General features: G+C 67.3%; 22 protein-coding genes and 1 other RNA gene. 11 read left to right on the top strand and 12 right to left on the bottom strand.

From position 1 onward, the window contains the following. Positions 1–67: 67 nt before the first annotated feature. The 5 genes from hslV to AC0IZS_RS13215 form a co-directional block, all read right to left on the bottom strand. Complete coding sequence (gene hslV / locus AC0IZS_RS13235) at positions 68–631, bottom strand: ATP-dependent protease subunit HslV (protein ID WP_471636036.1); 564 nt, start codon at positions 629–631, stop codon at positions 68–70. Positions 632–713: 82 nt separating this feature from the next. Continuing rightward, the gene (locus tag AC0IZS_RS13230) at positions 714–2435 is read right to left on the bottom strand and encodes an STAS domain-containing protein (protein WP_471636035.1); all 1722 of its coding nucleotides are present in this window, start codon (positions 2433–2435) and stop codon (positions 714–716) included. A 53-nt stretch (positions 2436–2488) separates the two neighbouring features. After that, a complete protein-coding gene (dksA, locus tag AC0IZS_RS13225) occupies positions 2489–3274 on the bottom strand; it encodes an RNA polymerase-binding protein DksA (protein ID WP_471636034.1) in 786 nt (261 codons plus the stop codon). A 233-nt stretch (positions 3275–3507) separates the two neighbouring features. Further along, on the bottom strand, positions 3508–4578 hold the full coding sequence (locus tag AC0IZS_RS13220; RefSeq protein WP_471636033.1) for a CobW family GTP-binding protein: 1071 nt from the start codon (positions 4576–4578) through the stop codon (positions 3508–3510). A gap of 218 nt (positions 4579–4796) precedes the next feature. Beyond that, on the bottom strand, positions 4797–6032 hold the full coding sequence (locus AC0IZS_RS13215; protein WP_471636032.1) for a class I SAM-dependent rRNA methyltransferase: 1236 nt from the start codon (positions 6030–6032) through the stop codon (positions 4797–4799). Positions 6033–6331: 299 nt separating this feature from the next. Between AC0IZS_RS13215 and AC0IZS_RS13210 the strand changes: the two genes are divergently transcribed. Next, positions 6332–7945 (top strand): methyl-accepting chemotaxis protein, encoded by a 1614-nt coding sequence (locus AC0IZS_RS13210; RefSeq protein ID WP_471636031.1) that lies wholly within the window; start codon positions 6332–6334, stop codon positions 7943–7945. A 54-nt stretch (positions 7946–7999) separates the two neighbouring features. Here the strand turns inward: AC0IZS_RS13210 and lepB are convergent, their stop codons facing one another. Further along, positions 8000–8665, bottom strand: a complete 666-nt coding sequence (lepB, locus tag AC0IZS_RS13205; protein ID WP_471636030.1) for a signal peptidase I — start codon at positions 8663–8665, stop codon at positions 8000–8002. 291 nt (positions 8666–8956) lie between these two features. Here lepB and AC0IZS_RS13200 point away from each other — a divergent pair, with 291 nt between their 5' ends. Next, complete coding sequence (locus AC0IZS_RS13200) at positions 8957–11314, top strand: putative bifunctional diguanylate cyclase/phosphodiesterase (protein WP_471636029.1); 2358 nt, start codon at positions 8957–8959, stop codon at positions 11312–11314. Between the two features lie 7 nt (positions 11315–11321). On the opposite strand, the gene AC0IZS_RS13195 is transcribed toward AC0IZS_RS13200, so the two are convergent. From AC0IZS_RS13195 to dapF, 3 genes are read right to left on the bottom strand one after another with little or no spacing between them, the layout of a single operon-like run. Continuing rightward, positions 11322–12320, bottom strand: a complete 999-nt coding sequence (locus AC0IZS_RS13195) for a tyrosine recombinase XerC (protein WP_471636028.1) — start codon at positions 12318–12320, stop codon at positions 11322–11324. A gap of 24 nt (positions 12321–12344) precedes the next feature. Continuing rightward, a complete protein-coding gene (locus tag AC0IZS_RS13190) occupies positions 12345–13043 on the bottom strand; it encodes a DUF484 family protein (RefSeq protein ID WP_471636027.1) in 699 nt (232 codons plus the stop codon). Beyond that, positions 13040–13918, bottom strand: a complete 879-nt coding sequence (dapF, locus tag AC0IZS_RS13185; protein WP_471636026.1) for a diaminopimelate epimerase — start codon at positions 13916–13918, stop codon at positions 13040–13042. Before dapF ends, AC0IZS_RS13190 begins: the two co-directional genes overlap by 4 nt. A 127-nt stretch (positions 13919–14045) precedes the next feature. Between dapF and AC0IZS_RS13180 the strand changes: the two genes are divergently transcribed. After that, on the top strand, positions 14046–14750 hold the full coding sequence (locus AC0IZS_RS13180; protein WP_471636025.1) for a glutathione S-transferase N-terminal domain-containing protein: 705 nt from the start codon (positions 14046–14048) through the stop codon (positions 14748–14750). On the opposite strand, the gene AC0IZS_RS13175 is transcribed toward AC0IZS_RS13180, so the two are convergent. Continuing rightward, complete coding sequence (locus tag AC0IZS_RS13175; protein ID WP_471636024.1) at positions 14747–15631, bottom strand: LysR substrate-binding domain-containing protein; 885 nt, start codon at positions 15629–15631, stop codon at positions 14747–14749. The genes AC0IZS_RS13180 and AC0IZS_RS13175 overlap by 4 nt on opposite strands. Positions 15632–15745: 114 nt before the next feature. Here AC0IZS_RS13175 and AC0IZS_RS13170 point away from each other — a divergent pair, with 114 nt between their 5' ends. Further along, on the top strand, positions 15746–16948 hold the full coding sequence (locus AC0IZS_RS13170) for an MFS transporter (protein WP_471636023.1): 1203 nt from the start codon (positions 15746–15748) through the stop codon (positions 16946–16948). Between the two features lie 39 nt (positions 16949–16987). Further along, on the top strand, positions 16988–17800 hold the full coding sequence (gene dkgB, locus AC0IZS_RS13165; protein WP_471636022.1) for a 2,5-didehydrogluconate reductase DkgB: 813 nt from the start codon (positions 16988–16990) through the stop codon (positions 17798–17800). Between the two features lie 5 nt (positions 17801–17805). Here the strand turns inward: dkgB and AC0IZS_RS13160 are convergent, their stop codons facing one another. Beyond that, positions 17806–18675, bottom strand: coding sequence for a LysR substrate-binding domain-containing protein (locus AC0IZS_RS13160; protein WP_471636021.1), 870 nt, complete (start codon positions 18673–18675; stop codon positions 17806–17808). A 99-nt stretch (positions 18676–18774) separates the two neighbouring features. On the opposite strand from AC0IZS_RS13160, the gene AC0IZS_RS13155 reads away from it, so the two are divergent. From AC0IZS_RS13155 to AC0IZS_RS13130, 6 genes are all read left to right on the top strand, one after another. Then, positions 18775–19737 carry a Bug family tripartite tricarboxylate transporter substrate binding protein gene (locus tag AC0IZS_RS13155; protein ID WP_471636020.1) on the top strand — a complete coding sequence of 321 codons (963 nt, stop codon included), beginning with the start codon at positions 18775–18777 and terminating at the stop codon, positions 19735–19737. A 91-nt stretch (positions 19738–19828) separates the two neighbouring features. Next, positions 19829–20581, top strand: a complete 753-nt coding sequence (locus AC0IZS_RS13150) for a maleate cis-trans isomerase family protein (protein ID WP_471636019.1) — start codon at positions 19829–19831, stop codon at positions 20579–20581. Positions 20582–20653: 72 nt separating this feature from the next. After that, a complete protein-coding gene (locus AC0IZS_RS13145; RefSeq protein WP_471636018.1) occupies positions 20654–22321 on the top strand; it encodes an MBL fold metallo-hydrolase in 1668 nt (555 codons plus the stop codon). Then, the gene (locus AC0IZS_RS13140) at positions 22314–23102 is read left to right on the top strand and encodes an rRNA pseudouridine synthase (RefSeq protein ID WP_471636017.1); all 789 of its coding nucleotides are present in this window, start codon (positions 22314–22316) and stop codon (positions 23100–23102) included. Before AC0IZS_RS13145 ends, AC0IZS_RS13140 begins: the two co-directional genes overlap by 8 nt. Before the next feature lie 102 nt (positions 23103–23204). Further along, positions 23205–24473, top strand: coding sequence for a YjgN family protein (locus AC0IZS_RS13135; protein WP_471636016.1), 1269 nt, complete (start codon positions 23205–23207; stop codon positions 24471–24473). After that, positions 24473–25708, top strand: coding sequence for a M48 family metallopeptidase (locus tag AC0IZS_RS13130; RefSeq protein ID WP_471636015.1), 1236 nt, complete (start codon positions 24473–24475; stop codon positions 25706–25708). The genes AC0IZS_RS13135 and AC0IZS_RS13130 overlap by 1 nt, the downstream gene beginning before the upstream one ends. 73 nt (positions 25709–25781) lie before the next feature. Here the strand turns inward: AC0IZS_RS13130 and rnpB are convergent. Then, positions 25782–26231: RNase P RNA component class A (gene rnpB, locus AC0IZS_RS13125), an RNA gene on the bottom strand. Positions 26232–26239: the final 8 nt, after the last annotated feature.

Raw genomic sequence — 26239 nt, 5'->3', positions numbered from 1 at the left:
CGCCACAGCACACTGCGGCCGGCACCATGAAGGGAAAGGCCCGGGGCTGGCGCGCCGGGCGAGGCACTCACAGTGTTTCGATGGTGTGGTGCATGTTGGTGTAGATGCACAGCTCACCCGCGATTTCGAGGGACTTCTTGACGATATCCTGCGCCGGCAGATCGGTATGGTTGAGCAGCGCCTTGGCGGCCGAATGGGCGTAGGCCCCACCCGAGCCGATGGCGACGATGCCCTGCTCGGGCTCCAGCACGTCGCCGTTGCCGGTGATGATGAGCGAGGCCTCCAGGTCGGCCACGGCCAGCATGGCTTCCAGGCGCCGCAGCACCCGGTCGGTGCGCCAGTCCTTGGTCAATTCAATGGCGGCGCGCACCAGGTGGCCCTGGTGCTTGTCGAGCTTGGCCTCGAAGCGCTCGAACAGCGTGAACGCATCGGCCGTGGCACCGGCAAAGCCGGCCAGCACCTTGCCATGGTGCAGCTTGCGCACCTTGCGGGCCGAGCCCTTGACGACGATGTTGCCCAGGGTGACCTGGCCGTCGCCGCCGATGGCGACCTGCACACCGGACGGGGTCTGGCGGCGCACGCTCAGGATGGTGGTGCCATGAAACACCGGGTGGTTGTGAGAGGAGTCCATAGCTGCCGCAGATGGGGGCGCCGGCACTGCTTTCAAGCCAGGGCAACGCCCACGCCCAGCGCAGGCCCCGACGGACAGCCCGTCAGTTCTTGCGGGGGAGGACCCAAGCGTGCTCGCTGATGCCGATCACGTTGAAGAAGATGGCCACCAGGCGCTGCAGGTTGTGGAAATGCACTTCGTGGCCCTGGCCCTGCTGCTCTGCGGCCCAGTTGAGCACCGAGCCGGCCGCGGCAAAGTCGACGCGGATCAGCTTGTCGCAGGACACCACGAGCGGCATCCCGGGGCGCATCAGCGCCTGGAAGGGCTCCAGCAGCGGGGTCGCATCGCCATCGATATGGCCGCTGAGCGATGCCACGGGGGCGGTGTCCAGCGTTGCAGGAATGGATGCATCAAAACCAAAATCCGATGCCAGCATGTCGCGCTCGGCGGGCGCCGCCGCCTGGCTGCTGGCTGCAGTGGCGTCGTCCGAGTAACCCATCTTGGGCGCAACCCAGGACGGCGGGGACACCTCGTAGGTCACGCAGTAGTCGAGCGCCACCAGTTCGAACTCGTCCGGCCGGCCCATCAGGCGCAGCGCAGCCATGCGCAGGCGCCACCACTCGGGGCCCGAGGCCCGGTCGCCCGACTGGGTCATGATCTCCATCAGGGTGGTGAGCCGGTCCACGCCCGAGAACACGAACTGGCCCGCGCGGTCCGCCCATTTGGTGAACTGGTCGGCCAGCAGGGGCACGGCGGCATCGTCGATGCCGGCGATGCGTGTCCACGCCAGGGTCCAGGGCGCGGCAGAGCGTTCGATGGACGCCTGCAGCGCCGCCACGGATGACACCGTGAGGCGCGCGGGCGCGTTCCAGCTGAAATCGCGGCGCGCCATGCCCGCCTTGGGCTCTTGCTCCTGCACCAGGCCAAGTTGTTCGGGCATGGAGAACCACAGGGGTGCCGAGCGGCTGAAGCCGGCGGCAAAGTCGATGGCCAGGGTGTCGAAGCGATCATGCTGGCCTGTAGCGCGGTACAGGTCGAACAGCGTCATCCAGATTTCCAGCTGCTGCGCCGGGTCGTCCTGCTGGTGCTGGGCCAGCACATCGAGCAAGCCGGACTCCGCCCCCGCGTGATCGCCATTGGCGAAGCGGATAGCGGCTTCTTCAAGGTCGGGTTCGTGCACGAATTCCTCCGGTGCGGATGCGGTTTCGGGCGTTGGTGCCGGACTCGGGTCAAACGATGCCAGTACGTCCTGCCGCGGCGGCTCCCCCCGCATGGTCGCATCGGTGCCGCCAAACTGGCCGATCGCCATGCTGTCGTCGTCAAAAAGGGGCTTGACCGCCGCAGGGGCGGCAGCAATGGGCGCGGCCAGGCTGACCGGCGCGGTGGGCGCGAAGGCGCGTGCGGCGGCCTCGTCCTCCCCGCGAAAATCCGCAGGCTGGGTGGGAGCATCGCCATTGGCTTTGCTCTTCCACCACTGCTGCGACATCTGCGCCTCGATCTCGTCGATCTTCTTGAGCGTCACCGCGCGCTCGTCGGGCGAGGCCATGCTGCTCTGGAAGAACGAAGGTCGCGCGGTGGGGTCCTCGGTGCGCTGGCCTTGCAGCACCTCGCGCTGGCGCAGCTTGCGCAGCTGATCGAACTCGCGGCGGCGCACGAAATCGTTGCGGCGCTTGCGCTCGATCATCTCCTTGAGCATCTGCTTGCTGTACTGGCTCTCCCGGTCATCCTGGAGTGAGTCGAGCTCGGTCCAGTTCGTCGTCGGGTTGCGCACAAACCGCACCATCTTGGACAGCAGGCCGCCGGGCGTGGTTTCTTCCTTGCTCATGGGGTAGGCGAGAGAGGGTGCGTGCGCAGGGATGTGTTCAGGCCGGGCAGACTTCAGTCACCAAACATTTTCTGCTTGAGTTCACGGCGTTGCTGCGCTTCCAGCGACAGCGTGGCCGTGGGACGTGCGATCAGGCGGCCGACGCCGATGGGCTCGCCGGTCTCGTCGCAGTAGCCATAGTCGCCTGCATCGATGCGGGCGATGGACTGTTCGATCTTCTTGAGCAGTTTGCGCTCGCGGTCACGCGTGCGCAACTCCAGGGCGTGCTCTTCCTCGATGGTGGCGCGGTCGGCAGGGTCCGGCACCACCACGGTGTCTTCACGCAGGTGTTCGGTGGTTTCACCGGCACTGTTGTGGATGTCCTGCTTGAGCTGGACCAGCTTCAGGCGAAAGAACGCCATCTGCTTGTCGTTCATGTATTCGCTGTCAGGCATGGCCAGGACTTCCGCGTCGGTCAGCTCCTGGGCCGTCTTGGCTTTCCAGTTGTTGGCCAGCTTGGGGTCTTTTTTGGCAGCAGTGAAAGTGGGATGCACTTGCGCGGTCGTGGGCATGGTCTGTTGGTAGCTGGCTTTGGCAGCGGTGGAAGCCGTTGCCTGTGCCATGGATGGTACGGTCAATTGGGCCAATCGGGAAGAAGGCCGGGTCGTGCGCACGGGTACATGGGATCCCGCCTGCAGGGCAGGGGCGGGGGCGACGGGTACCGGGGCGGCTGTCACCTTGGGAGCAGCCTTGGCAGGGGCCTTTGCAGCAGCTTTGGCTGCCGCTGGGGCGGCAGCGCTTTTACCCGCGCTCGGGGCTGCTTTCGCAGCCGCCTTGGATTTGCTGGTTTCGGCTTTCACTTCCTGGTCTCCTCGCTATACGGGCGGGCCCAGGCTGCGCTGGCAGCCAAGGGCGGATGGCAAGCCTTCCGGGGTTTTACCGGGGCGCGATTGTATCGACCTGGGCTGGCGCAAACGAAAACGTTGCAGATACGACACAACTTGCCCCCCATATCACCCCATCCAGAGGGAAATCCGGGGCGTCGGGGGACCGCGACAGTCTTTGACAATCCCGCGCCCACCGCCACGCCCGGTCAGACCAGGCTCTGTTCCAAGCCCTGCAGGAGGATGTCCTTGGGCAGGTCGATGCCGATGAAGACCATCTTGCTCAGGCGCTCCTCGCCCTCGGCCCACTGCGGCCCCAGGTCGCTGCCCATGAGCTGGTGCACGCCCTGGAAGATCACCTTGCGCTCGGTGCCCTTCATGTACAGCACGCCCTTGTAGCGCAGCATGCGCGGACCGTAGATATTGACGATGGCCCCCAGGAAGTCCTCGAGCTTGGCCGGATCGAATGGCCGCACCGAGCGGAAGACGAAACTCTTGACGTCGTCATCGTGGTGGTGGTGGTGCCCGTGGCCGCCATGCCCGTGCGATGGATGGTCGCAGTGCTCGCCGTGTTCATGGTCATGGTGGTCATGGCCATGGTCGTGGTGGTCGTGGGCGCCCTCTTCCTTGAGGAAGTCGGGGTCGATGTCGAGCTTGGCATTGAGGTTGAAGCCGCGCAGGTCCAGCACTTCCTTGAGCGGCACTTCGCCGAAATGCACGGCCTTGATGGGCGCACGCGGGTTCATGTGCTTCAAGCGGTGGATCAGGGCGTCGGTCTCTTCGGCGCTCACCAGGTCGGTCTTGGACAGGAAGATCTGGTCGGCAAAGCCCACTTGGCGGCGTGCCTCCTGGCGGCCATTGAGCTGCTGGGGTGCGTGCTTGGCATCCACCAGCGTGACGATGGAGTCGATCAGGTAGGTCTCGGCGATCTCCTCGTCCATGAAGAAGGTCTGCGCCACGGGGCCGGGGTCGGCCAGGCCGGTGGTCTCGATCACGATGCGGTCGAAATCGAGCAGGCCCTTGCGCTTCTTCGCGGCCAGCAGTTGCAGCGTCTCGCGCAGATCCTCGCGGATGGTGCAGCAGATGCAGCCGTTGCTCATCTGCACGATCTGCTCCTTGGACTCGGTCACCAGGATGTCGTTGTCGATGTTCTCTTCGCCGAACTCGTTTTCGATCACGGCGATCTTCTGGCCGTGGGCTTCGCTGAGCAAGCGCTTGAGCAGGGTGGTCTTGCCCGAGCCCAGGAAGCCGGTGAGGATGGTCGCAGGAATGAGGGACATGGGAAAAGCCTAGAAAAGGATACGGGTGCCAGGGGGACAACTTGCGGAAGTTTAGCCACGAAATCAAGACCACACCGGGACCCCGCCCCGATGGATACACCTACTTTTCCCGCCCTATCAAATGCCAGTCATGTATTCTCAGCTATTGATACAGGAGCAAAAACGCATTCCTTGATGTAAGGAAGTTGCGTTAGTGCGCGGACACGGGGCGCTGTGCTTCAGGATTTGCGCATCACCACCAGCCCCTTGAGGTACTCGCCCTCCGGGAACTCCAGCGTCATCGGATGGTCGGGCGCGCCCGCCAGGCGCTCGACGATGTAGCCGTCCACCCCGGCGTCGGCACCGGCCGAGGCCACGATCTTGTGGAACAGGTCGGCGCTGATGCCACCCGAGCACGAAAAGGTGAACAGCACACCGCCGGGCGTGAGCAACTGCAGCGCCAGGCGGTTGATGTCCTTGTAGGCGCGCGCGGCACGCTCGGCATGCGCTGCGGTGGGCGCGAACTTGGGCGGGTCGAGCACGATGGCGTCGAAACGCTGTCCCTCCTTGAGGAACTGGCGCAGCGAGGCGTTCACGTCGGCATCGAGAAAACTCGCACGGTTCACGTCGAAGCCATTGAGCACCACGTGGGCGCGCGCCCGCTCCAGCGCGGGGCCGGACGAATCGATGGAAGTCACGTGGCCACCACCCGGGCCGCCCGCCGCTTCGGCCGCCCGCATGCCGGCCAACGCCGCGACGCTGAAGCCACCGGTGTAGCAAAAGCAGTTGAGCACGTGCTGGAAGCCCAGGCGGCGCGCATAGTCGGCAAAGCGCTTGCGGCTGTCGCGCTGGTCCAGGTAGAAGCCGGTCTTGTGGCCTTCGGCGATGTTGAGCGTAAGCTGCCACTGGTGCTCGTGGATGGTCAGCTCCACCGGGGGTGCCTCGGCACCGGCCACCGGGCCGCCGCGCAACCAGCCGGTAGCGGGCTCCAGCCCCTCCAGGGTGCGAACGCTCGCATCGGAGCGTTCGTACAGACGGGTGAGGCCGGTTTCGCGCAGCAGGGCATCGGCCAGCACGCCTTTCCAGCGCTCGGTGCCGGCACTCGTGAACTGCGCCACCAGTGTGTCGCCGTAGCGGTCCACGATCAGGCCCGGCAGGCCGTCGGACTCGCCATGCACCAGACGGATGCCGTCGCTCTGCACGTCGAACCGGGCGCGGGCGATGATGGCGCGCGCACAGGCGGCGATGAAGAAGGGCTCGTCGATGCGCTGCGCCTCGTCGAAGCTCCACACCCGCGCGCGGATGCGCGAACTGGGGCTGAACGCGGCCCAGGCCAGGAACTGGCCCTCGTGCGACTCGACGCGCACCGTCTCGCCGCTGTCGCCGCCGCCCTTGGCGATGGCCGACTCGAAGATCCAGGGATGGCGGCGCAGGAGCGAGCGCTCCTTGCCAGGGCGAAGGCGAAGGGTTTTCATGGGCCCGATTGTGCCGGCTGGGGACCGCATTGCGCACCACATTCCCTCCGCCCCCCCGCTCACAACGCTGCGCGCCCCAACACCACCAGATGGGACACAAGAAACAAGCTCCCGCCCTGTGGGACCCTCACCCGAAAGGGTTGCCAATTTCCTTTCGCCAGCAAAGACCTTAAGTGGTACAAAACGCCGACGTTTCTACCGGAGTTTCACTCCACCACCCCACGCGACGCAGGGCCCCTTTTCCACGCTGCGCACCGCCCCCCGCTCCGGAACTCCGATCAACCAACCGGTCCGATGCCATGAACCTCCACCAGATGAAAGTGTCCACCCGCCTGTCGCTGCTGCTGGTGGTGCTGTGCGCGCTGACCGTCGTGATCGGCTGCGCGGGCTTGATGGGCATGCAGCGATCCAATGCGGGTCTCGACACGGTCTACCAGGACCGCGTGGTTCCACTCAAGCAGATCAAGCTCGTGTCGGACGCCTATGCGGTCAACATCGTGGATACGGCGCACAAGGTCCGTGACGGCGCATTGACGGCCCAACAGGGCCTCGATTCCATTGGCAAGGCGACCCAGGACATCAACGACCACTGGAGTGCCTACCTCGCCACCAGCCTGGTGCCCCAGGAAACGCGCCTGGTCGAGCAGTTCCGGCAATTGCAGCCCACGGCGGACGCGGCCGTCGCAGCCCTGAAGGCCCACCTCCAGCGTGGCGATACAGCAGCCCTGACCGCGTTTGCCGCCAGGGACATGTACCCCGCGCTGGATCCATTGCAGAACGTGCTCGGGGACCTGGTGCAGGTGCAACTCGATACCGCGCACACAGAATACAAGCGCGCTGTGGAGTCCTATCGCGGCACCCGGCTTTTCGTGGCCAGCGCGATTGCCATGGGCCTGGCGTTCACCCTGGTATTGGGCTACCTGGTGACACGCAGCATCATCCGCCAGTTGGGCGCCGAGCCCAGCGCCGCCGTCCACCTGGCGCGCAGCGTGGCGCACGGCGACCTCACGGTGCCCATCGCGCTCAAGAGCGGGGACACCAGCAGCCTGATGGCACAGCTCAAACGCATGCAGGAGAGCCTGGCGGCCATGGTCTCCCTGGTACACCAGAGCTCTGAAAGCGTGGCCAGTGCGGCCGAGCAAATAGCCCAGGGAAACACCGCCCTCTCCTCGCGCACGGAAGAACAGGCCAGCGCCCTCGAAGAGACGGCGGCATCCATGCAAGAGCTGAACTGCGCCGTGCGCCAGAACGCCGACAGCGCTCGCCAGGCCAACGAACTGGCACTCTGCGCCTCCACCGTGGCACGCCAGGGCGGCGCCGTGGTTGCCGAAGTGGTCGACACCATGAAACGCATCAACGAAAGCTCGGCCCAGATCGCCGACATCATTGGCGTGATCGACTTGATCGCCTTTCAGACCAATATCCTGGCACTCAATGCTGCGGTGGAGGCCGCCCGTGCGGGCGAACAGGGCCGGGGCTTTGCCGTGGTGGCCACGGAAGTGCGCAACCTCGCGGGCCGTGCCGCAGCAGCGGCACGCGAGATCAAGACCCTGATCGGTGCCAGCGTGGAGCGCGTCGAAATCGGTACGGCGCTGGTTGACCGTGCGGGCCAGACCATGGGCCAGGTGGTCGACTCCATCCGCCAGGTCACCGACATCATGGGAGAGATCAGTGCGGCCAGCGGCGAGCAAAGCACGGGTGTCGACCAGATCAAAGAGGCGGTGGCGCAGATAGACCAGGTCACCCAGCAAAATGCCGCGCTGGTCGAGGAAATGGCCGCTGCGGCTGCCGGGCTGAGCCACCAGGCCCACGGGCTGGTGGCGACAGTGGCAGTGTTCAAGCTGCCGGGAATGCGCCCCCCGACACTGGCGCTGCCGGGCACAAGCGTTCGCCCAGCACTCCTGAACGGCTGATCCCGCAGGAAGCGGCATGTGCGGACACCATCCGCAGCCAGTGTCAGCGGACTGTCAAAGCGCCTTGCCGAACCGCTCGAAACGCGGCATGAAATAGCGGTCGGTATCGGCCGACACCAGCACACCGAGCGCTCGGCCGATCAGCAGGTGGCGCGGCACCAGGCCGATGTAGCGCGAATCGGCGCTGTTGTCCCGGTTATCACCCAGCACCAGGTACTCACCCGCGGGCACCGTCAGCGGAGCGAAGCTGCTGCGCGCCGTCACGCCGTGCAGCCACTGCACCCGGCGCTCATGGCCCTGTACCTGCTCCGTCAGGCGGGTGGCATCGACGGTGCGGCCCAGGCCCACGGCCTCCTGCAGCGCCTGCGGTGCGTCGTACTGGGCAGCTTCGCCGTTGATGATGAGCACTTCGTCGCGCATCTCCACCGTATCGCCGGGCACCGCCACCAGGCGCTTGATGAGACGCGTGCCGTCCAGCGGTGAAGAGAAGGTCACCACGTCGCCGCGCCGCGGCTCACCCATCGGGGCCAGCACCACGTCGGTCAGGGGAATCTTCACGTTGTAGGCCAGGCGGTTGACGAACACCACGTCGCCCTCGACCAGGTTGGGCCGCATCGAGCCCGAGGGAATGGGGTTCCAGTCCGCCACCGCTGTGCGGAACAGGCCGAAGCACATCAATAGCACCAGGAATCCCTTGTTGGCCTTGATCCAGCGTCCCATCAATTCTTCTCCTATGGTTGTCTCTTGAGCGGCTTTTCGCGTGGCCCTGCGCTGCACGGCCACAGCGCTCGGAGCCCGCCACGGCGCCAAAGGTTCCCGGCCGGCCGTGCATACGCATGCCTGCACGCCGTGCGGTCGACGCAACGGACCGCAGCGGCCCCTGGTTTGACCCCTGGGCAGGCACACAGCCGAGGGTGCACAATGGTTGCAAAGTGTGTTTTGCCGAAACCTGTGTGATGACGCAGCCGCCAAGCCCAGAGGGCCGGTGGCTGCCCCAACGGACCCGCCTGCATGGCAGAACCCCGCCTTTTGACACTCCTGCCCGCGCGCGTGCAGCAATGGCTGGCCCCCTACGAGGCCGATGAACCGCTGGCCGCGAGCTTTCGCGCCCAGCAGCTGCAGGCCATGCTGCGCCTGACCCCGCTGGCCATGGCCGTCAACGTCTTCAACGGGTGCTTCATCACCTGGCGCCTGGCCACGGTGCCCCCCTGGCTCTGGGTCTGGATGCTGGCGCTGCTGTTTGTGGCGGCACAGGGACTGCGTGCCTGGCAGCGCGCACGCAACCACCCTCCCCGGCTGCTGGCCTCGAAGAAGGCGATCCAGCGCGCTGCCCGGCACGCCGGCGTGCTGGGCCTGCTGTGGGGCGCCATACCGGCGACACTCTTCGCTTCGGCCTCGGCGCCGGACCAGATGATGATCCTGGCGATCAGCTGCGGAATGATCTGCGCCGGGGGCTTCGCGCTGGTGACGGTGCCCGAGGCGGCGCTGAGCTATGTGCTGCTGCTCGCGGGGGGCTCGGCCATGGGGCTGGCGCGGGCGGCCGACCAGCCGGGCACGGTAACGCTGCTGGTGCTGCTGGTGACCTATGGCCTGGTGGTGATCGCCTCGGTGCGCGTGATGGCCCGCTCCTATGGATCGCGCCTGGCGGCCGAGGCCGATGCCGCCCACCAGCAGCAGATCGTGGGCCTGCTGCTGCGTGATTTCGAGGAGAACACCAGCGACTTCCTCTGGGAGGTTTCCAGCGAGGGCACGCTGCGCCACTCGTCCAACCGCCTGGACCAGGCCCTGTGCTACAGCCGCCAGAACGACCCCGAACTGGGCCTGGTGGAGCTGATCGCCCGCACCCACCAGGGTGCCACCCATGGCGTGGACCCGGCCAGCTACCTCCATGCGCTGCACAAGGCACTGGAAGGGCCGCAGCCCTTTCGCGACCTGCTGGTCCCCCTCGTGATCGGCGGCCAGTTGCGCTGGTGGGCGCTTACCGCCAAGCCCATCTGGCGCCTGGACCAGACACAGCAGGACTGGCGCGGCGTGGGTGTGGACATCACCCACAAGAAGCATGCCGAGGACGAGATGCACCGCCTGGCGCACTTCGACGTGCTGACCGGGCTGGCCAACCGGCGCCACTTCCAGCACCGCCTGCAGCAGCATTGCGCGCTGGACAGTGCTGGCGCCGGTGGTGCCGCTCTGCTGTGCCTGGACATGGACAACTTCAAGCGGGTCAACGATGCCTACGGCCACGGCAACGGCGACCTGCTGCTCAAGACCGTGGCGCAGCGCATGGCGCAGCAGGTGCGCAGCCGCGACCTGGTGGCCCGCCTGGGCGGGGACGAGTTCGCCATCCTGCTGGACGGCGCCAGCATGCGTGCCGAGGTGCAGGTGTTCTGCGAACGCCTGCTGCGCGCCATCGAGCAGCCCTGCGATCTCTCGGGCCTGGCCATCACGCCGCACCTGAGCATCGGCGTCGCCTTCCTGCCGCACGACGGCAACCACGTGGACGCCCTGCTGCACCATGCCGACCTGGCGCTGTACGAAGCCAAGCAGCGCGGGCGCGGACAGGTGCAGTTCTTTTCCATCGAGATGGACCAGCGCGCCCACCGGCGCATCGCACTCGAAGACGGCCTGCGCACCGCCCTGGCCCAGGGTGAGCTGCATCTGGCCTTCCAGCCGCAATGGCACCTGGCCTCGGGCCGCATCGCGGGGCTGGAGGCCCTGCTGCGCTGGACCAGCGCGCGCTTTGGCAGCGTGTCGCCCGTGGAGTTCATCCCCGTGGCCGAAGAGGCCGGGTTGATCCGCGACATCGGCCTGTGGGTGCTGGAGCATGCCTGCCAGGCCGCCCGCCAGTTGCCGGGCGACTTGGTGATGTCGGTCAACCTCTCGGTGTGCCAGTTCGACGATGCCCTGCTGGCCGAGAAGATCCTCTCCGTGGTGGAGCGTTGCGGCCTGCCCCCGGCGCGGCTGGAGCTGGAGATCACCGAGTCGGTCTTTCTGCAGGACACGGACGACGTGATGACCACGCTGCACCGGCTGCGCCATGCGGGTGTGCGCATTGCGCTGGATGACTTTGGCACGGGCTACTCCTCGCTGGCCTACCTGCGCAGCTTTCCGTTTGATCGGCTCAAGATCGATCGCTCGTTCATCGCCCCCATCGAGGGCAGCCCCGAGTCGGAGGCCATCGTGCATTCGGTGATCGAACTGGCGCAGGCGCTGCACATGGAGACCACGGCCGAGGGCATCGAGACCGCCGAGCAGGCCCATCTGCTGCAGGGCCTGGGCTGCGTGACGGGCCAGGGCTTCTACTTTGCCCGGCCGCTGGATCTGGCGGCGGTGACCGCCTTCATTGCCGCGCAGCCGGTGACGGCGGACTGAGCCTGGACTATTCGGAGCCTGGCTTGCGCCTGGCCCTTGGATGCGCCGCGTCGTACACCTTGGCCAGGTGCTGGAAATCCAGGCGCGTATAGACCTGCGTGGTGGTGATGTTGGCGTGGCCGAGCAATTCCTGCACGGCACGCAGGTCGCCACTGGACTGCAGCAGGTGGCTGGCGAAAGAATGGCGCAGCATGTGTGGATGCACCGGCGTGGTCAGCCCCGCCTGCTGGCTGCGCTGGCGCAGGCGCAGCCAGATGGACTGCGCCGTGAGCCGCGCGCCGCGCTGGCCCAGGAACAGCGCGGCATCCATGCGCGCCGAACCCTCACCGCCGAACGGCCCGGCACGCAGCGCCAGCCAGGCCGAGAGCGCCTCGGTCGCGGATTTTCCCACCGGCACGCTGCGCCGCTTGCTGCCTTTGCCGAAGACGTGGGCCTCTCCGGCCTGCAGGTCGATCCAGCCCCGTCCGTGGCGCTCGGTGTCAGCGCTGGCCACGGCATCGAGCCCCGCGAGTTCACCCACGCGCAGACCGCAGCCGTAGAGCAGCTCCACCATGGCCGCATCGCGCGCCTCCAGCCAGGGGTCGGCACCGGTGTTGTCGAATTCAGCCAGGCGCACGGCGTCGTCCACGCCCAGGGCCTTGGGCAGGGGCTTGGGCGCTTTGGGCGCGCGCACGTCCTGCACCGGGTTGTGCGGCACCAGGCCCTGGCGCCCGGCCCAGATGAAAAAGCCGCGCCAGCCCGAGAGGATGAGCGCAATGCCGCGCCCGCTGCGCCCGCCGCTGTGCATCTGCGCGACGAAGCGGCGGATGTGCGCCGTCTGCAGCTGCAGCAGGGGCAGGCCCACGCCGGCTGCGAACTGCGCGAGCTTTTCGAGGTCCAGTGTATAGAGCGTGAGCGTGCGCGCCGCCAGGCGTTTTTCCACCCGCACATGCTCCAGGTAGCGCAGCACCAGTGGATCTGGCGCCGGGGTGCCGGCGTCAGGGGCGATGGACGCGGCGGTGGTCACGTAGGCAGCCGTCCGCCTGGCAGGTCAGCGCAGGCGCACCAGCGCCGAGCTGGCCAGCTCGGCAATGCGCGAGAGGAATTCGGTGCCCATGGTGGCATCGAAACGCTGGGGGTCGTGCGAGCCCAGCACCAGCAGCCCGAAGGCCGGCGTGGCACTGTCGATGGCGCCCTGGCGTAGCGGCAGCAGGGCCAGGGACTGGGCCTGCACACCATCGATCGCGCTGAGCCAGCCGGCGGGCTCGAAACCCAGGTTGGGGCCACAGAAAGGCATGGTCAGCGACGAGGCGAAGGCCCGCGCGTCCTCGCTCGCGCCCTGGGCGAAATCGGCATCCACATAGGGGCCAGCCACTTCCCACACGCGCACGGTGGCCTGGGGCACGTCGAACAGGGTGCGGATGCCTTCCACCACCGCCTCGGGCAAGTCGAACGGGTCCTTGACCTGCAGCAGCGCGCTGGTCCACTGGTGTACCTTGGCCGCAATGGCGGTGTTCTCACCGCTGTTGCGCACCATGTCCATCACGCGGTGCTCCAGGCCCTTGATCTTCTCGCGCAGCATCTCCGCCTGGCGCTCCTGCAGGCTCACGGCGCGGGCGCCATGGGGGCTGGTGATCTGCACGCTGGCCAGCACTTCGGCGTGGCGCTCGAAGAAGCCGGGCGTGTTCTCCAGGAAGCGGGCGATATCGTCTTCGGTGATGGGTGGGATATGGGTGCTGGGGTTGGTCATGCTGCGTCCGGAATGTCGATCTGGCCTTCGAATACGGTGGTGGCCGGGCCGGTCATGAAAAGGGAATCGGTGTCCTCGCCGCTCCAGGCGATGGTCAGGCGCCCGCCGTGCATGTCCACATGCACCTCATTGTCGAGCAGCCCCAGGCGGATGCCGGCGGCCACGGCCGCGCAGGCGCCCGAGCCGCAGGCCAGGGTCTCGCCCGTGCCACGCTCGAACACCCGCAGGCGCACGTGGCCACGGCCCACGATCTGCATGAAGCCCGCGTTCACACGCTCCGGAAAGCGCGAGTGGCTTTCGATCAGCGGGCCCCACAGGCCCACCGGGGCCGTGTCCACGCTGTCCACCAGTTGCACCGCATGCGGGTTGCCCATGGAGACCACGGCCACCTGCACGGTGACGGGAATGCCCTGCACGTCGAACGCCAGGGGCCAGGTGCGGCCGGAGCCCTGCACCGTGGGGGTAAGGGCTGTGGCATCGAAGGGCACGCGGGGCTCGTCGAGCACCGGCACACCCATGTCCACCGTGACCCGACCGTCGGCATTGAGCTTCGGCGAGAGCACGCCACTCAGGGTCTGCACGCGGATGGTGTCCTTGTCCGTCAGGCCCTTGTCGCGCACATAGCGTGCAAAGCAGCGCGAGCCATTGCCGCACTGGCCCACCTCGCCGCCATCGGCATTGTGGATCACGTATTCGAAGTCGATGCCCGCAGCGGGCGAGGGCCGCACGGTGAGGATCTGGTCGGCGCCCACGCCGAAATGGCGGTCCGCCAGGTAGCGGTACTGGCCAGCCGTGAGGTTCAGCCGCGCGCGGGTCTCGTCGAGCACGACGAAGTCGTTGCCCGCGCCCTGCATTTTGGTGAAGTGGATCTTCATGCCCGGATTATCGTCGGTGGCGGGGCAGCCCTGCCAACCTCCGTGGCAATGGCAATGCCCCCATCCAGCACAGGGCGGCCAAGCGGTTTAGGCTAACGCGTCTTTGAAAACAACGAACGAGGAGCCCATGGCAGACATTTCCGCTTTCCCCATCACCCGCAAGTGGCCGGCCCAGCACCCGGACCGCATCCAGCTGTACTCGCTGCCCACGCCCAACGGCGTGAAGGCCTCGATCGCGCTCGAAGAACTGGGCCTGCCCTACGAGCCGCACCTGGTGAGTTTCGAGACCAACGACCAGACCTCGCCCGAGTTCCTGTCGCTCAACCCCAACAACAAGATCCCTGCCATCCTCGACCCTGACGGCCCGGGCGGCCAACCGCTGGCGCTGTTCGAGTCGGGCGCCATCCTGCTGTACCTGGCCGACAAGACCGGTAAGTTGGTGCCCGAGGACGCCGCTGCCCGCTATGAAACCTTGCAGTGGGTGATGTGGCAGATGGGCGGCGTGGGCCCGATGTTCGGCCAGCTCGGCTTCTTCCACAAGTTCGCCGGCAAGGACTACGAAGACAAGCGCCCGCGCGACCGTTACGTGGCAGAGTCCAAGCGCCTGCTCGCGGTGCTGGACCAGCGCCTGGCCGGCCGCCAGTGGGTGATGGGCGACACCTACACCATTGCCGACATCGCCATCCTGCCCTGGGTGCGCAACCTGGTGGGCTTCTATGGCGCGGGCGAGCTGGTGGAGTTCGACCAGTTCAAGGAAGTCAAGCGCGTGCTCGACGCCTTCGTGGCGCGCCCGGCCGTGATCAAGGGCCTGAACATCCCCGCGCGGGGCTAAGCCATCCTTTCCTGGAGAAAGTCCAGGAAGCACGCAATGCGCGCGGCCAGCTGCGTATTGCGGTAATACACCGCGTTGATGGGCTGGCGCACGTCCACCGTCTCGCGCGCCAGCACCTGCACCAGGCGGCCGGCATCGCGGTCGGCTGCGGTCATGAAATCCGACAGGCACACCAGGCCCACATGTTCCAGCGCCAGCTGGCGCAATGTTTCTCCGCTCGACGCGGTGAGGCTGGGCACGATGGGCCACTCGTCTCCATGCGCGCCGCGCAGCGGCCAGCGGTTGAGCGACTCAGGCTCGTTGAAGCCCAGCAGCGTGTGCCCGGAGAGTTCGGCCACGCTTTTGGGCTTGCCGGCACGCGCCAGGTAGCCGGGGCTGGCCAGCACGCGCAGGCGGCTGGTACACAGCGGGCGCGCATGCAGCGTGGAGTCGCGCAACTGGCCGATGCGAATGGCTATGTCCGTGCGCCGCTCCAGCAGGTCGATGTACATCTCGTCCGTATGGAGCTCCAGCGTGATCTGCGGATAGGCCGCGCGGAACGCCGGTACCAGCGGCACCACGGCGTGCAGCATGAAGGGCGTGGCCGCATTCACGCGCAGCCGGCCAGCGGGCTGCTGGCGCCGCGCGGCCATGCTTTCCTCGGCATCGTCGATGGACGCGAGGATGGCGCGCGTGCGCTGCAAAAAGGCTTGCCCCTCCTCGGTCAGCTCGGTGCGCCGCGTGGTGCGGCGCAGCAGCGTGGTGTCGAGCTTCTTTTCCAGCCGCGCCAGCGCGCGGCTGATGCCCGAGACCGTCTGGCCCAGTTGGTCAGCGGCAGCGGTGATCGAGCCGCCATCGACCACGGCGACAAAGGCCTGCAGCTCTTCCAGGGTGGTTTTCATGGGTCTAACGATCTTTGATTGTTGATTCACAGTCAACTATCTATCGAGCGTAACCGTCTTTTTCTGCAAGACTGAAAACCCCACACTCCTTCCCATTGCCACAGGAGTGTTTCCATGCCCATTGCCTTGCTCGCGCTGACGCTCAGCGCTTTCGCCATCGGCACGACCGAGTTCGTGATCGTTGGCCTGCTGCCCACCGTGGCGGCCGACCTGTCCATCAGCATCCCCTCGGCGGGCCTGCTGGTGAGCCTGTATGCCCTGGGGGTCGCCATCGGTGCCCCGGTGCTCACCGCGCTGACCGGCAAGCTGCCGCGCAAGGCGCTGCTGCTGTCGCTGATGGCCCTGTTCACCGCCGGCAACCTGCTGGCCTGGCAGGCACCTAGCTACGAATCGCTGGTGGCCGCGCGCATCCTCACCGGCCTGGCGCACGGGGTGTTCTTCTCCATCGGCTCGACCATCGCCACGGGCCTGGTGCCGCGCGAAAAAGCCGCCAGCGCCATTGCCATCATGTTCACCGGGCTCACCGTGGCGCTGGTCACGGGCGTGCCGCTGGGCACCTTCATCGGCCAGCACTTCGGCTGGCGCGAGACCTTTTTGGCCGTCTCGGCCCTGGGCGTGGTCGCCTTCATCGGCAGCGCACTCTTCGTGCCGCGCAATATCGCCCACACGCCACCGGCCTCGCTGCTGCAGCAGGCCAAGGTGCTGGCCGAGCCACGCCTGCTGCTGGTGTATGCCAAGACAGCCATCGGCTACGGCGGCACCTTCATCCCCTTCACCTTCCTCGCGCCCATCCTCACCGACATCTCGGGTTTCAGCGCCGGCGCGGTGGGCTGGGTGATGCTGGTCTACGGCGTGTCGGTCGCCGTGGGCAACATCTGGGGCGGCCGGCTGGCCGACCGGCTGGGCCCCATCCCTGCGCTGCGCATCGTGTTCGCACTGCTGGCCGCCGTATTGCTGCTGCTGCAGTTCACCGCGCCGCACCCCTGGCTGGCGCTGGTGACCGTGCTGCTCTGGGGCGCCGTGGCGTTCGGCAATGTGCCCGGGCTGCAGGTGTACGTGGTCAAGCAGGCCGAGCGCTTCACGCCGCAGGCGGTGGACGTGGCCTCGGGCCTGAACATCGCTGCCTTCAACCTGGGCATTGCCGGTGCCGCCTGGGCCGGTGGCCTGATCGTGACGCACCTGGGCCTGATGCACACACCCTGGATCGGCGCCGTGGTGGTGCTGGGCTCCCTGGCCCTGACGCACTACAGCGGCGTGCTGGACCGGCGCGCCGGTATCCCCGTTCGCTCCAGTGGCCCGGTCCCGGTTAGCCACTGATCACCCTTTTTCCTGCACATCCAAACGGAGTCTTTCTTCATGCATTCTTCTTCCATCCCCGCCTTCGGCCTGGGTACCTTTCGCCTCAAGGACCGGGTCGTCATCGACTCGGTGCGCAACGCGCTCGACCTGGGTTACCGCGCCATCGACACCGCGCAGATCTACGGCAACGAGGCCGAGGTCGGCCAGGCCATTGCCGAAAGCGGCGTGCCACGCAGCGCGCTGTTCATCACCACCAAGGTCTGGACCGAGAACCTGGCGGCGGACAAGCTCATCCCCAGCCTCAAGGACAGCCTCGCCAAGCTGCGCACCGAACAGGTGGACCTGGCGCTGATCCACTGGCCTTCACCCGGCGCTACCGTGCCCATGGCCGAGTACATGGGCGCACTGGCCGAAGCCAAGGCCCAGGGCCTGGCGCGGCAGATCGGCGTCTCCAACTTCACCGTGGCGCTGATGCGAGAGGCCATTGCCGCCGTGGGCGCGGGCGCCATCGCCACCAACCAGGTGGAGCTGCATCCCTACCTGCAGAACCGCAGCGTGGCTGACTTCGCGAGAAGCCAGGGCATCCCCATCACCTCGTACATGACGCTCGCCTACGGCAAGGTGCTGAACGATCCGGTGATCGAAGCCATTGCCCGCGCGCATCAGGCCACCACGGCCCAGGTGGCACTGGCCTGGGCGCTGCAACTGGGCTACGCGGTGATCCCTTCGTCCACCCGGCGCGAGAACCTGGCCAGCAACCTGAAGGCGCAGCATCTGCGCCTGAGCGATGCCGATATGGCGCAGATCGCCGCGCTTGACCGCGGTGGCCGCCTGGTCGACCCCGAAGGCCTCGCACCTTCCTGGGATTGATCCTTTCAGCCGCCCACCACACGCACAAAGGCCGGCACCACGCCTAGCAGGTCGTCGCGCCGCTGCACCGCATGCACGTCGGCGCGCGGCGCCTTGGCGCCCAGGGGCTTGAACACCACGCGGGGCCCGAACAGAGCGCCCAGGGACGACGGCACCAGGGCCACGCCCAGCCCTGCGGCCACCAGGCTCAGCAGGGCCGCCAGCTCCACCGTGGTCTGCGCCACCCGGGGCGCAAAGCCGGCCTGCACGCAGCACTGCACCATGTGCTCGGCATGGGCCGATGAATCGCGGCGCAGCATCACGAAGGCTTCGCTGCGCAGGTCCTTCAAGGCCAGCGCCTTGCGCGCCGCCAGCGGGTGGCCGGGCGGCAGGGCCGCCACCACGGGGTCGGGCCACAGCAGGGTGCTCGCGAGCTGGTCGTCGTTGACCGCCGTGCGCGAAATGCCCACGTCGATGCGCTTGTCGCGCAGGGCCGCCTGCTGCAGCGAGGGCTGCATCTCGTGCAGCACCACGTCCACGCCCGGGTGGCTGTGCCGGTAGCGCGCCAGCGCCGCCGGAAATGGCCCGAGGAAGTGCGAGCCTGACAGCCCCACCTCGATGCGCCCGGCCTGCCCCTGGCCGATGGCCGCCACCCGCTGGCGAGCCGTGTCCAGCCGCTCCAGCACCGCGCGCGCATCCACCAGGTAGGCCTGGCCGGCCAGCGTCAGCTCCACGCGCCGGCTGGTGCGCACGAACAGTTGCGCGCCCAGTTCCGCCTCCAGCTGGGCGATCTGCAGGCTCAGCGGCGGCTGCGAGACATGCAGGCGCTGCGCGGCACGCGTAAAGCTCAGCTCTTCGGCCAGGGCGATGAAGTAGCGCAGGTGCCGCAGTTCCATTGATACTTTTCAAGTCTTGATCAAGACCAACAATATATTGGACTGCGGGTTCTCTTGTTTCCACAATACCCTGACTACAACATCCAGGCGGAGACAAACATGACGATCAAGCACAGCCTGCTGGCTGCCACGCTGGCCCTTTCGGGTCTGGCCTCGGCGCAGGACAACTTCCCCAGCAAGGCCATCACGCTCACAGTGCCCAACCCGCCCGGCGGTGTGGTGGACACCTCGGCCCGCTTGCTCAACGAGCCGCTGGCACGCGTGCTGGGCCAGCCGGTGGTGATCGACAACAAGGCCGGCGGCAGCGGCAACGTGGCCTATGGCGCCGTGGCCCGCAGCAAGGCCGACGGCTACAACCTGCTGATCTCGTACTCGGCCTACCATGTGGGCAACCCGGCACTGACACCCAGCCTGCCCTGGGAGGCCAAGGATTTCGCACCCGTGGCCCTGCTCACCGTGGCCACCAACGTGATTGCGGCCCACCCTTCGGTGCCGGGCAACAACCTCAAGGAGTTCATCGCCTACCTCAAGGCAAACCCGGGCAAGGTGAACTACGCATCGCAAGGCAACGGCTCGCTCTCGCACATCGGCACCGAGATCTTCAAGCAGCAGAGCGGCACCTTCATGACCCACATCCCCTACCGCGGTTCGGGCCCGGCCGTGGCCGACGTGCTGGCCGGCCAGGTGCAGGTGTTCATCACCACGCCGCCCTCCGTCATGCAGCATGTGGTCAGCGGCAAGCTCAAAGCCTTTGCCGTGACCGGCACCAAACGCCACCCCGGCCTGCCCAATGTGCCGACGGTGGCCGAGGCCGGCATGCCCGACTTCAAACTCGAAGCCTGGGTGGGCCTGTTCGCCCCGGCGGCCACGCCACCGGCGGTGATCAGCAAGCTCACGGCCGACGTCAAGAAAGCCTTGGAGATGCCCGAGACGCGCCAGCGCGCCGACGCCGCCGGCATCGAACTGCGCTACCTCGCGCCCGAGGCGCTGGGTGATCTGGTGAAAACAGAGACCGCCTACTGGGCCAAGACCATCAAGGGCGCCGGCATCAAGGCCGACTGAACCGACAGCCCCTCCCCCCGTGTGATCCCATTCCCGGCGCCCCGCGCGCCGGGCAGGGCAGCGCCTTGCCCATTTTTCCTGAAAGACCGCCATGCAACGCACCTACCGCATCGGGCAGATCGTGCCCAGCTCCAACACCACCATGGAGACCGAGATCCCCGCCATGCTGCGCGCCCGCGAGCAGATCCTGCCCGAGCGCTTCAGCTTCCATGCCAGTCGCATGCGCATGCAGAAGGTCACCCAGGAAGAGCTGGCCGCCATGGACCGCGACTCCGACCGCTGCGCGCTGGAGTTGTCGGATGGAAAGATGGACGTGATGGGCTATGCCTGCCTGGTGGCCATCATGAGCATGGGCCTGGGCTACCACCGCACGTCCGAAAAGCGGCTGCACGAGATCACCGTGGCCAACGGCAAGCCAGCGCCCGTGGTGTCGAGCGCCGGCGCCCTGGTCGAGGGCCTCAAGGCCATGGGGGCGAAGAAGGTCTCCGTGCTCACCCCGTACATGAAGCCGCTCACCCAGCTGGTGGTGGACTACATCGAGCACGAAGGCATCGCCGTGCACGACAGCCTGTCGCTGGAGATCGCCGACAACCTGGAGGTGGGCGCACAAGACCCTGCGGCCCCGGCCCAGATCGTGCAGCGCCTGGACACGCGCGGCGTGGACGTGGTGGTGATCTCGGCCTGCGTGCAGATGCCCTCGCTGGCCTCGGTGCAGGTGGCACAGGACCGGTTGGGCATCCCCGTGGTGTCCGCTGCCGCTTGCACCACCTGGGCCATGCTCAAGCGCCTGGGGCTCGAGACCCGGGTGCCGAATGCCGGTGCCCTGCTCTCCGGCAAGTACTGATCCGCGGGAAAGCCCCGCGCTTTCCCCCTGCGGCGCCCGGCAGGCTGCGGGTCAAAGCCGGATAATGGCCCCATGCCCCGCCCAAGCCAGCAACTCCATCCCCACCGCGAACCCGTACCCACCCGCCTGGCCGCCACCGTGCTGCTGCTGCGCGATGCCGAGGGCGACGGGGCGCTGGAAGTGCTGATGACACGGCGCTCGCCCAACGCGAGCTTCGCCCCGGGCGCCTACGTCTTCCCGGGTGGCGGCATCGATGCCCTCGATGCCCAGTCGCACCAGGTGGCAGACCGCCGACCGGCCCAGAGCGATCTGCACCTGACCCAGGCGATCGCCGCCATCCGCGAAAGCTTCGAGGAGCTGGGCGTGCTTCTGGCGCGCCACGCCGACGGCCGCATGGCCGATGCCGCGGACATCGCCGCGCTGGACCGCAGCGCGCCGTTTGCCGCGCAATGCGAAGCCCGGGGCCTGCGCCTGGCGGCCGACAGCGTGTACCTGCTGGCCTACTGGACGGCCGACCGCGACCTGCCGCGCCGCTTCGAGGTACCGTTTCTTGCTGCCCGCATGCCCGAGGGCCAGACCCCGGTGGCCGACGAGGCAGAGCAGTTCGAGCCCGTGTGGGTGCGCCCGGCCGATGCGCTGGCGCGGCACGAGGCGGGCCAGTTCTTCATGATCTTCCCGACCATCCGCACGCTGCAGCGGCTGGCCAAGTTCAGCAACACCGACGCAGTGCTCGGCGCGCTGGCCAACGAACATCCCCTGTGGGTCAGTTGCCCGCGCGCGGGTCTTCTGGGTGGCAAGGAAGCGCGCTACATGGAAGACGAGATGCCCTTCGGCGAGCTGGCCCTGGTCTGCCCGGACGGGCAGATCGTGCACCCGCTCGACTGGCAGACCGACCACCCCGTGCCGCTCCTGAAGAACGTGCAGCGCCTGACGGCCCCCAATTCGGGCGTGATGACCGGCCCGGGCACCAACAGCTACCTGGTGGGCGACCCGGCCACGGGTTATATCGCCATCGATCCCGGCCCGGCCGACCCCGAGCACCTGGAAAAGCTCTGGCGCGCCGCCGGTGGCGACATCCGCGCCATCGTCTGCACGCACTCGCACCCCGATCACTCCCCCGGCGCGGCGCCGCTGCAGGCCCTGTGCGTGCAGGCTGGCCAGAGCGCCCCGCCCATCCTGGGCCTGCGCTCGGCCCCCACGGCCCGCGTGGCCAGTGCCTTCACGCCCGAGCGCGAGCTGGCCCATGGCGAGCGCCTGGTGCTGTCCGCCCCGGTGGCCGATGCCGCCACCAGCCACACCCTGCAGGTGATCCACACCCCCGGCCATGCGGCCAACCACCTGTGCCTGCTGCTGGAGGAGGACGGCCTGCTGTTCAGCGGCGACCACATCCTCAATGGCAGCACCACGGTGGTCGACCCGCCGGACGGCAACATGGCCGACTACCTCGATTCGCTGGACGCGCTGGACGCGGCCTGCGAAGCCCATGGCGTGAGCTTCATCCTGCCCGCGCACGGCTATGTGCTGGGCGAGGCACGCAGCGCGATCGCCCGCCTCAAGGCCCACCGCCTGGCGCGCGAGGCCAAGGTGCTGGCCGCCATGCAGGCCCTGCCCCAGGGCAGCATGGACGACTGGGTGCGCCACGCCTACGACGATGTGCCCCCACGCATGTGGCCCGTGGCCCAGCGATCGCTGCTCGCCCACGTAGAACGCATCCGCGCCATGGAACCCGGTAATGACTGAAAAAAACCCTGAAGCCGGCCATGTGCGCCTGGCCAAGCGCGTGGCCGAGCAACTCAACTGCTCGCGCAGCACGGCCGAGCAATTCATCGAGGGCGGCTTCGTGAGCGTGGAGGGCGCCATGGTCGAGGCGCCCGGCGCGCGCGTGGCACTGCACCAGAGCGTGACCGTAGACCCCGACGCGAGCCTGCTGGAGCTCACCCCCGTCACCCTGCTGCTGCACAAGCCCGCCGGATTCGAGGCGGGCCTGGGCGCGCCGGGCCAGGCGGGCGCCGCCCATGCGAGCCGCAGCCAGGGCGCGACGCCCGCTGTGACGCTGCTCGCCGTGGCTTCGCACCTGCCCGAGGACGCCTCGGGCATCCGCGTGCTGCAGCGCCATTTCCGCCAACTCGAATGCTTCACCCCGCTGCCCACCGAGGCCAGCGGCCTGGTGGTCTTTACGCAGGACAAGCGCATTGCGCGCAAGCTGGCCGAGGACATCGAATCGCTGGAGCAGGAGTGCATCGTGGAGGTGGCCGGCGAGATTGCCCCCAACGGCCTGCAACGGCTGTGCCACGGCCTGTCCTTCAACGGGCGTGCCCTGCCCCCCATCAAGGTGAGCTGGCAGAACGAGACGCGGCTGCGCTTTGCGCTCAAGGGCATCCGCCCGGGGCAGATTCCTGCCATGTGCGAGGCCGTGGGCCTGCGCGTGGTGGCGATCAAGCGCATCCGCATCGGCCGCGTCCCGCTGGCCAAGGTGCCCGAAGGCCAGTGGCGCTACCTGCAGCCCTGGGAGCGTTTCTGAACGTCCATTTTTAGCTATCAATAAATGAGCAATCACCATTTCGAGGGATGGTGATCCGCCGCAGGCCGCTGATACACTGCCCGCCATAACAGGAGGGAGTCCATGGACCATCAGCAATCAGGGGCAGGAGCGGCGCCCGTCTCGAACTTCGCGCAGGAGATCGGTGCACATCCGCTTGAATTCACCGGCAGCGGCGGCGAATACTTCCGGGTATGGATCGTCAACGTGCTGCTGACCATCCTCACCCTGGGCATCTACACGCCCTGGGCGCGGCGGCGCACTGCGCAGTATTTCTACGGCCACACCATGGTCGCCGGCAGCCCGCTCGAATTCACGGCCCAGCAGGGTCGCATGGTCAAGGGCTTCATCGTGCTGGTGATGATCAGCATCGCCTACCAGATCGCCGTCAATACCGGGCAGGACACGGCTGTCGGGGTCTTTCTGCTCGCCGGGGCACTGCTGTCCCCCTTCATCTGGGGCAGCGCCATGCGCTTTCGCCTGGGCTCCACGCGCTGGCGCGGCCTGCGCCTGCAGTTCACCGCCTCGTGGCGCGAGGTGTACAAGGCCAGTTGGCCGGTGTTCGCCATTGCCCTGGTGTGGTTCGGCGTGTTCTTCGGCATCCAGTACCTGGCGCCCGAATCGGCCAGCGCCCTGCAGGAACTGGCCGCCGACGAGAGCGGCGACGCCGACCTGCCGACCATGACGGCCGGCATCTGGGGCCTGCTGGTGCTGGGACTGCTGCTGTCGGTGATGTGCTTCATCCGCCTCGAATACAACTACAAGAGCCTGCTGGTGCTGCGCACCCAGGTGGGCGCCGAGGCCGGCCGCTGGAAACCGGTATACCTGGATTTCATCAAGGTCTGGCTGGCCACGGTCGCCGTGTTCCTGCTGTTCGTGCTGGGGGTCTCCGTGCTGCTGGGCGTGCTGGCCGGCGGGACTGCGGCACTGTTCATCGACGACGCCAAGGACCGCTCGTTCGCCTTGATCATGGTGGCCATCGTCGTGGGCATATTCGGCGGTATCTTCATGCTGCTCCTGACTTCGGCGCCTGCACGCGCCTACCGCGAAGCCCGCATGTTCCAACTGATGTGGGACAACATCGGCCTGAGCCAGGTGGCGCGCTTCAAGTGCCAGCTGCGCACCGGGCGTTTCGTGCTGCTGCGCGTCAAGAACCTGTTCCTGACCCTGCTCACTCTGGGCCTGTACCGCCCGTTCGCACGGGTGAGCGAGTACCGCATGAAGGCCGAGTCCGTAACCCTGCACGTCAAGGGCAGCGTGGACCAGGTGACCAGTGCCATGGTGCGCCAGCAGAAAGAAGGCGGTATTGGTGATGCGCTGGCCGATGCGGCTGGGCTGGACCTGATCGGCTGATGAACACCCCCCTCTCCCCTGCTGCAACACCCACCTGCACCCTGGTGCCAGGGCGCTGGTTCGATGGGCTGAGCAGCCAGGCCCGACCCGTGCTCGTGGGCCTGCAGCCCACCCCCAAGGGTCCATCGCTGGCGCTGCACCCGCTGTCACAACCCGGCGCGGCCCCGACGGTTTTCAACTGGGGCGAGGTGGGCTGGCCCGAAGCCTGGAGCGAGCGCCGCCCGCAGCAGCGGGTGGTGGTGGACCTGCGCGACCAGGGCAGCCTGGAGATCGACGCCGTGGCCCAATGGCATGCTGCGCTGGCCGAGGCGGGTGCCCGCCCCAGCCTGGCCGAGCGCATGCAGACGCGCTGGCCGGTGCTGCTCGGCGTGACGGCGGTGGCCGTCGTCGGGCTGACCCTGTTCTACCGCTATGGCACGCCCTGGGCGGCCACGGAACTCACGCGCTTCGTGCCCCTGTCCTGGGAAACCAGTGTGGCCAGCAATGTACTCACGCAGATGGACAAGGGCACGCTCAAACCGAGCAAGCTGCCCCAGGAACGCCAGGCCGAGTTGAAGGCACGCTTCGACACGCTGGTGCAGCAGTTGCCCACCCAGCTGCAGCGATACCCTGGCTACGCCCCCACCTACACACTGTCGTTCCGCTCCGGCATGGGGGCGAATGCCTTCGCCCTGCCTGGCGGCACGGTGGTGATGACCGATGGCCTGGCCAAGGCGGCAGAGAAAAAGGGGCTCAGCGACGACGCCCTGATCGGCGTGCTGGCCCACGAGATCGGCCACGTGGCCAACCGCCACACCACGCGCATGGTGGTGCAGCAAGGCGTGCTGCAGATGGGCATGGGGCTGGCGCTGGGCGACGTGTCGGGCATCGTCTCCACCGGCGCATCGGTGCTCACGGGCCTGGCCTACAGCCGCAACCACGAGCGCGAGGCAGACTGCTTTGCCATCGCTCTCATGGGCCACGCCAAGCTGCCCACGGCACCCATGGGCAAGCTGCTGCTGGCCATTGCGAAAGACGAGGACGACGAAGAAAAAGCGGCCAAGAAGAAGGCCGCCACCGCCGCCAAGGAAGGCGCCAGCGCACCGGCCGAAGGCTCTGCATCCACCACCGCAGAACCCAAGGCGCCGGAGGCACTGGGCCCCGTGTGGTCGCTGCTCAGCAGCCACCCCGACACCGTGGAGCGCGCCACCGAACTGGAACAGGGGCATGCCTTGCACTGCCCCAAGCGGGGCTGATCAGCGTGTCGCCTGCACAGGGCAGGCCTGCGCAGCATTGACGACTGCCGTCGCCGCGGATTTGAATTCAAAAGTGTGAAGCGCGCCGATAAGCCGGATTCTGTGCACCGCGGTTGCCCGCGGCGTGACCGCCATTACTCTGGGCCGGGTGTCGCCACCACGGCTCGATGCTACCTACCCGCCAACTCTGCGGAACCACATCAACGTTGGCCTACTTGGTATTGCTGCGCGTAGAGATTGCCCGTTTCACCCCAAACAGGCTGCGGGCATGCCCGCTGCCTGTTTGGGGTGGCTGTTCGGACCTGGCTTTCGCCAGGTTCGGACAGCTCTCGCTGTCCTCTCGCCAGCTTGCGCTGGCGCCTCACAGAACACCTCGTACAGGCACCTGTCTAGACTCGTCTCTGTTGCTCTGATCCTCACCTCGCGGTGGGCAGCCGTTAGCTGCTACGCTGTCCTGTGCAGTCCGGACGTTCCTCCAGTGCCTGGTTTCCCAGATTGCACCAGCGGCGGTCTGGCACGCTTCACGGAGTG

This window comes from Acidovorax sp. AC410 (genome assembly GCF_979253235.1).
This window is presented reverse-complemented; position numbering and strand designations above follow the sequence as displayed.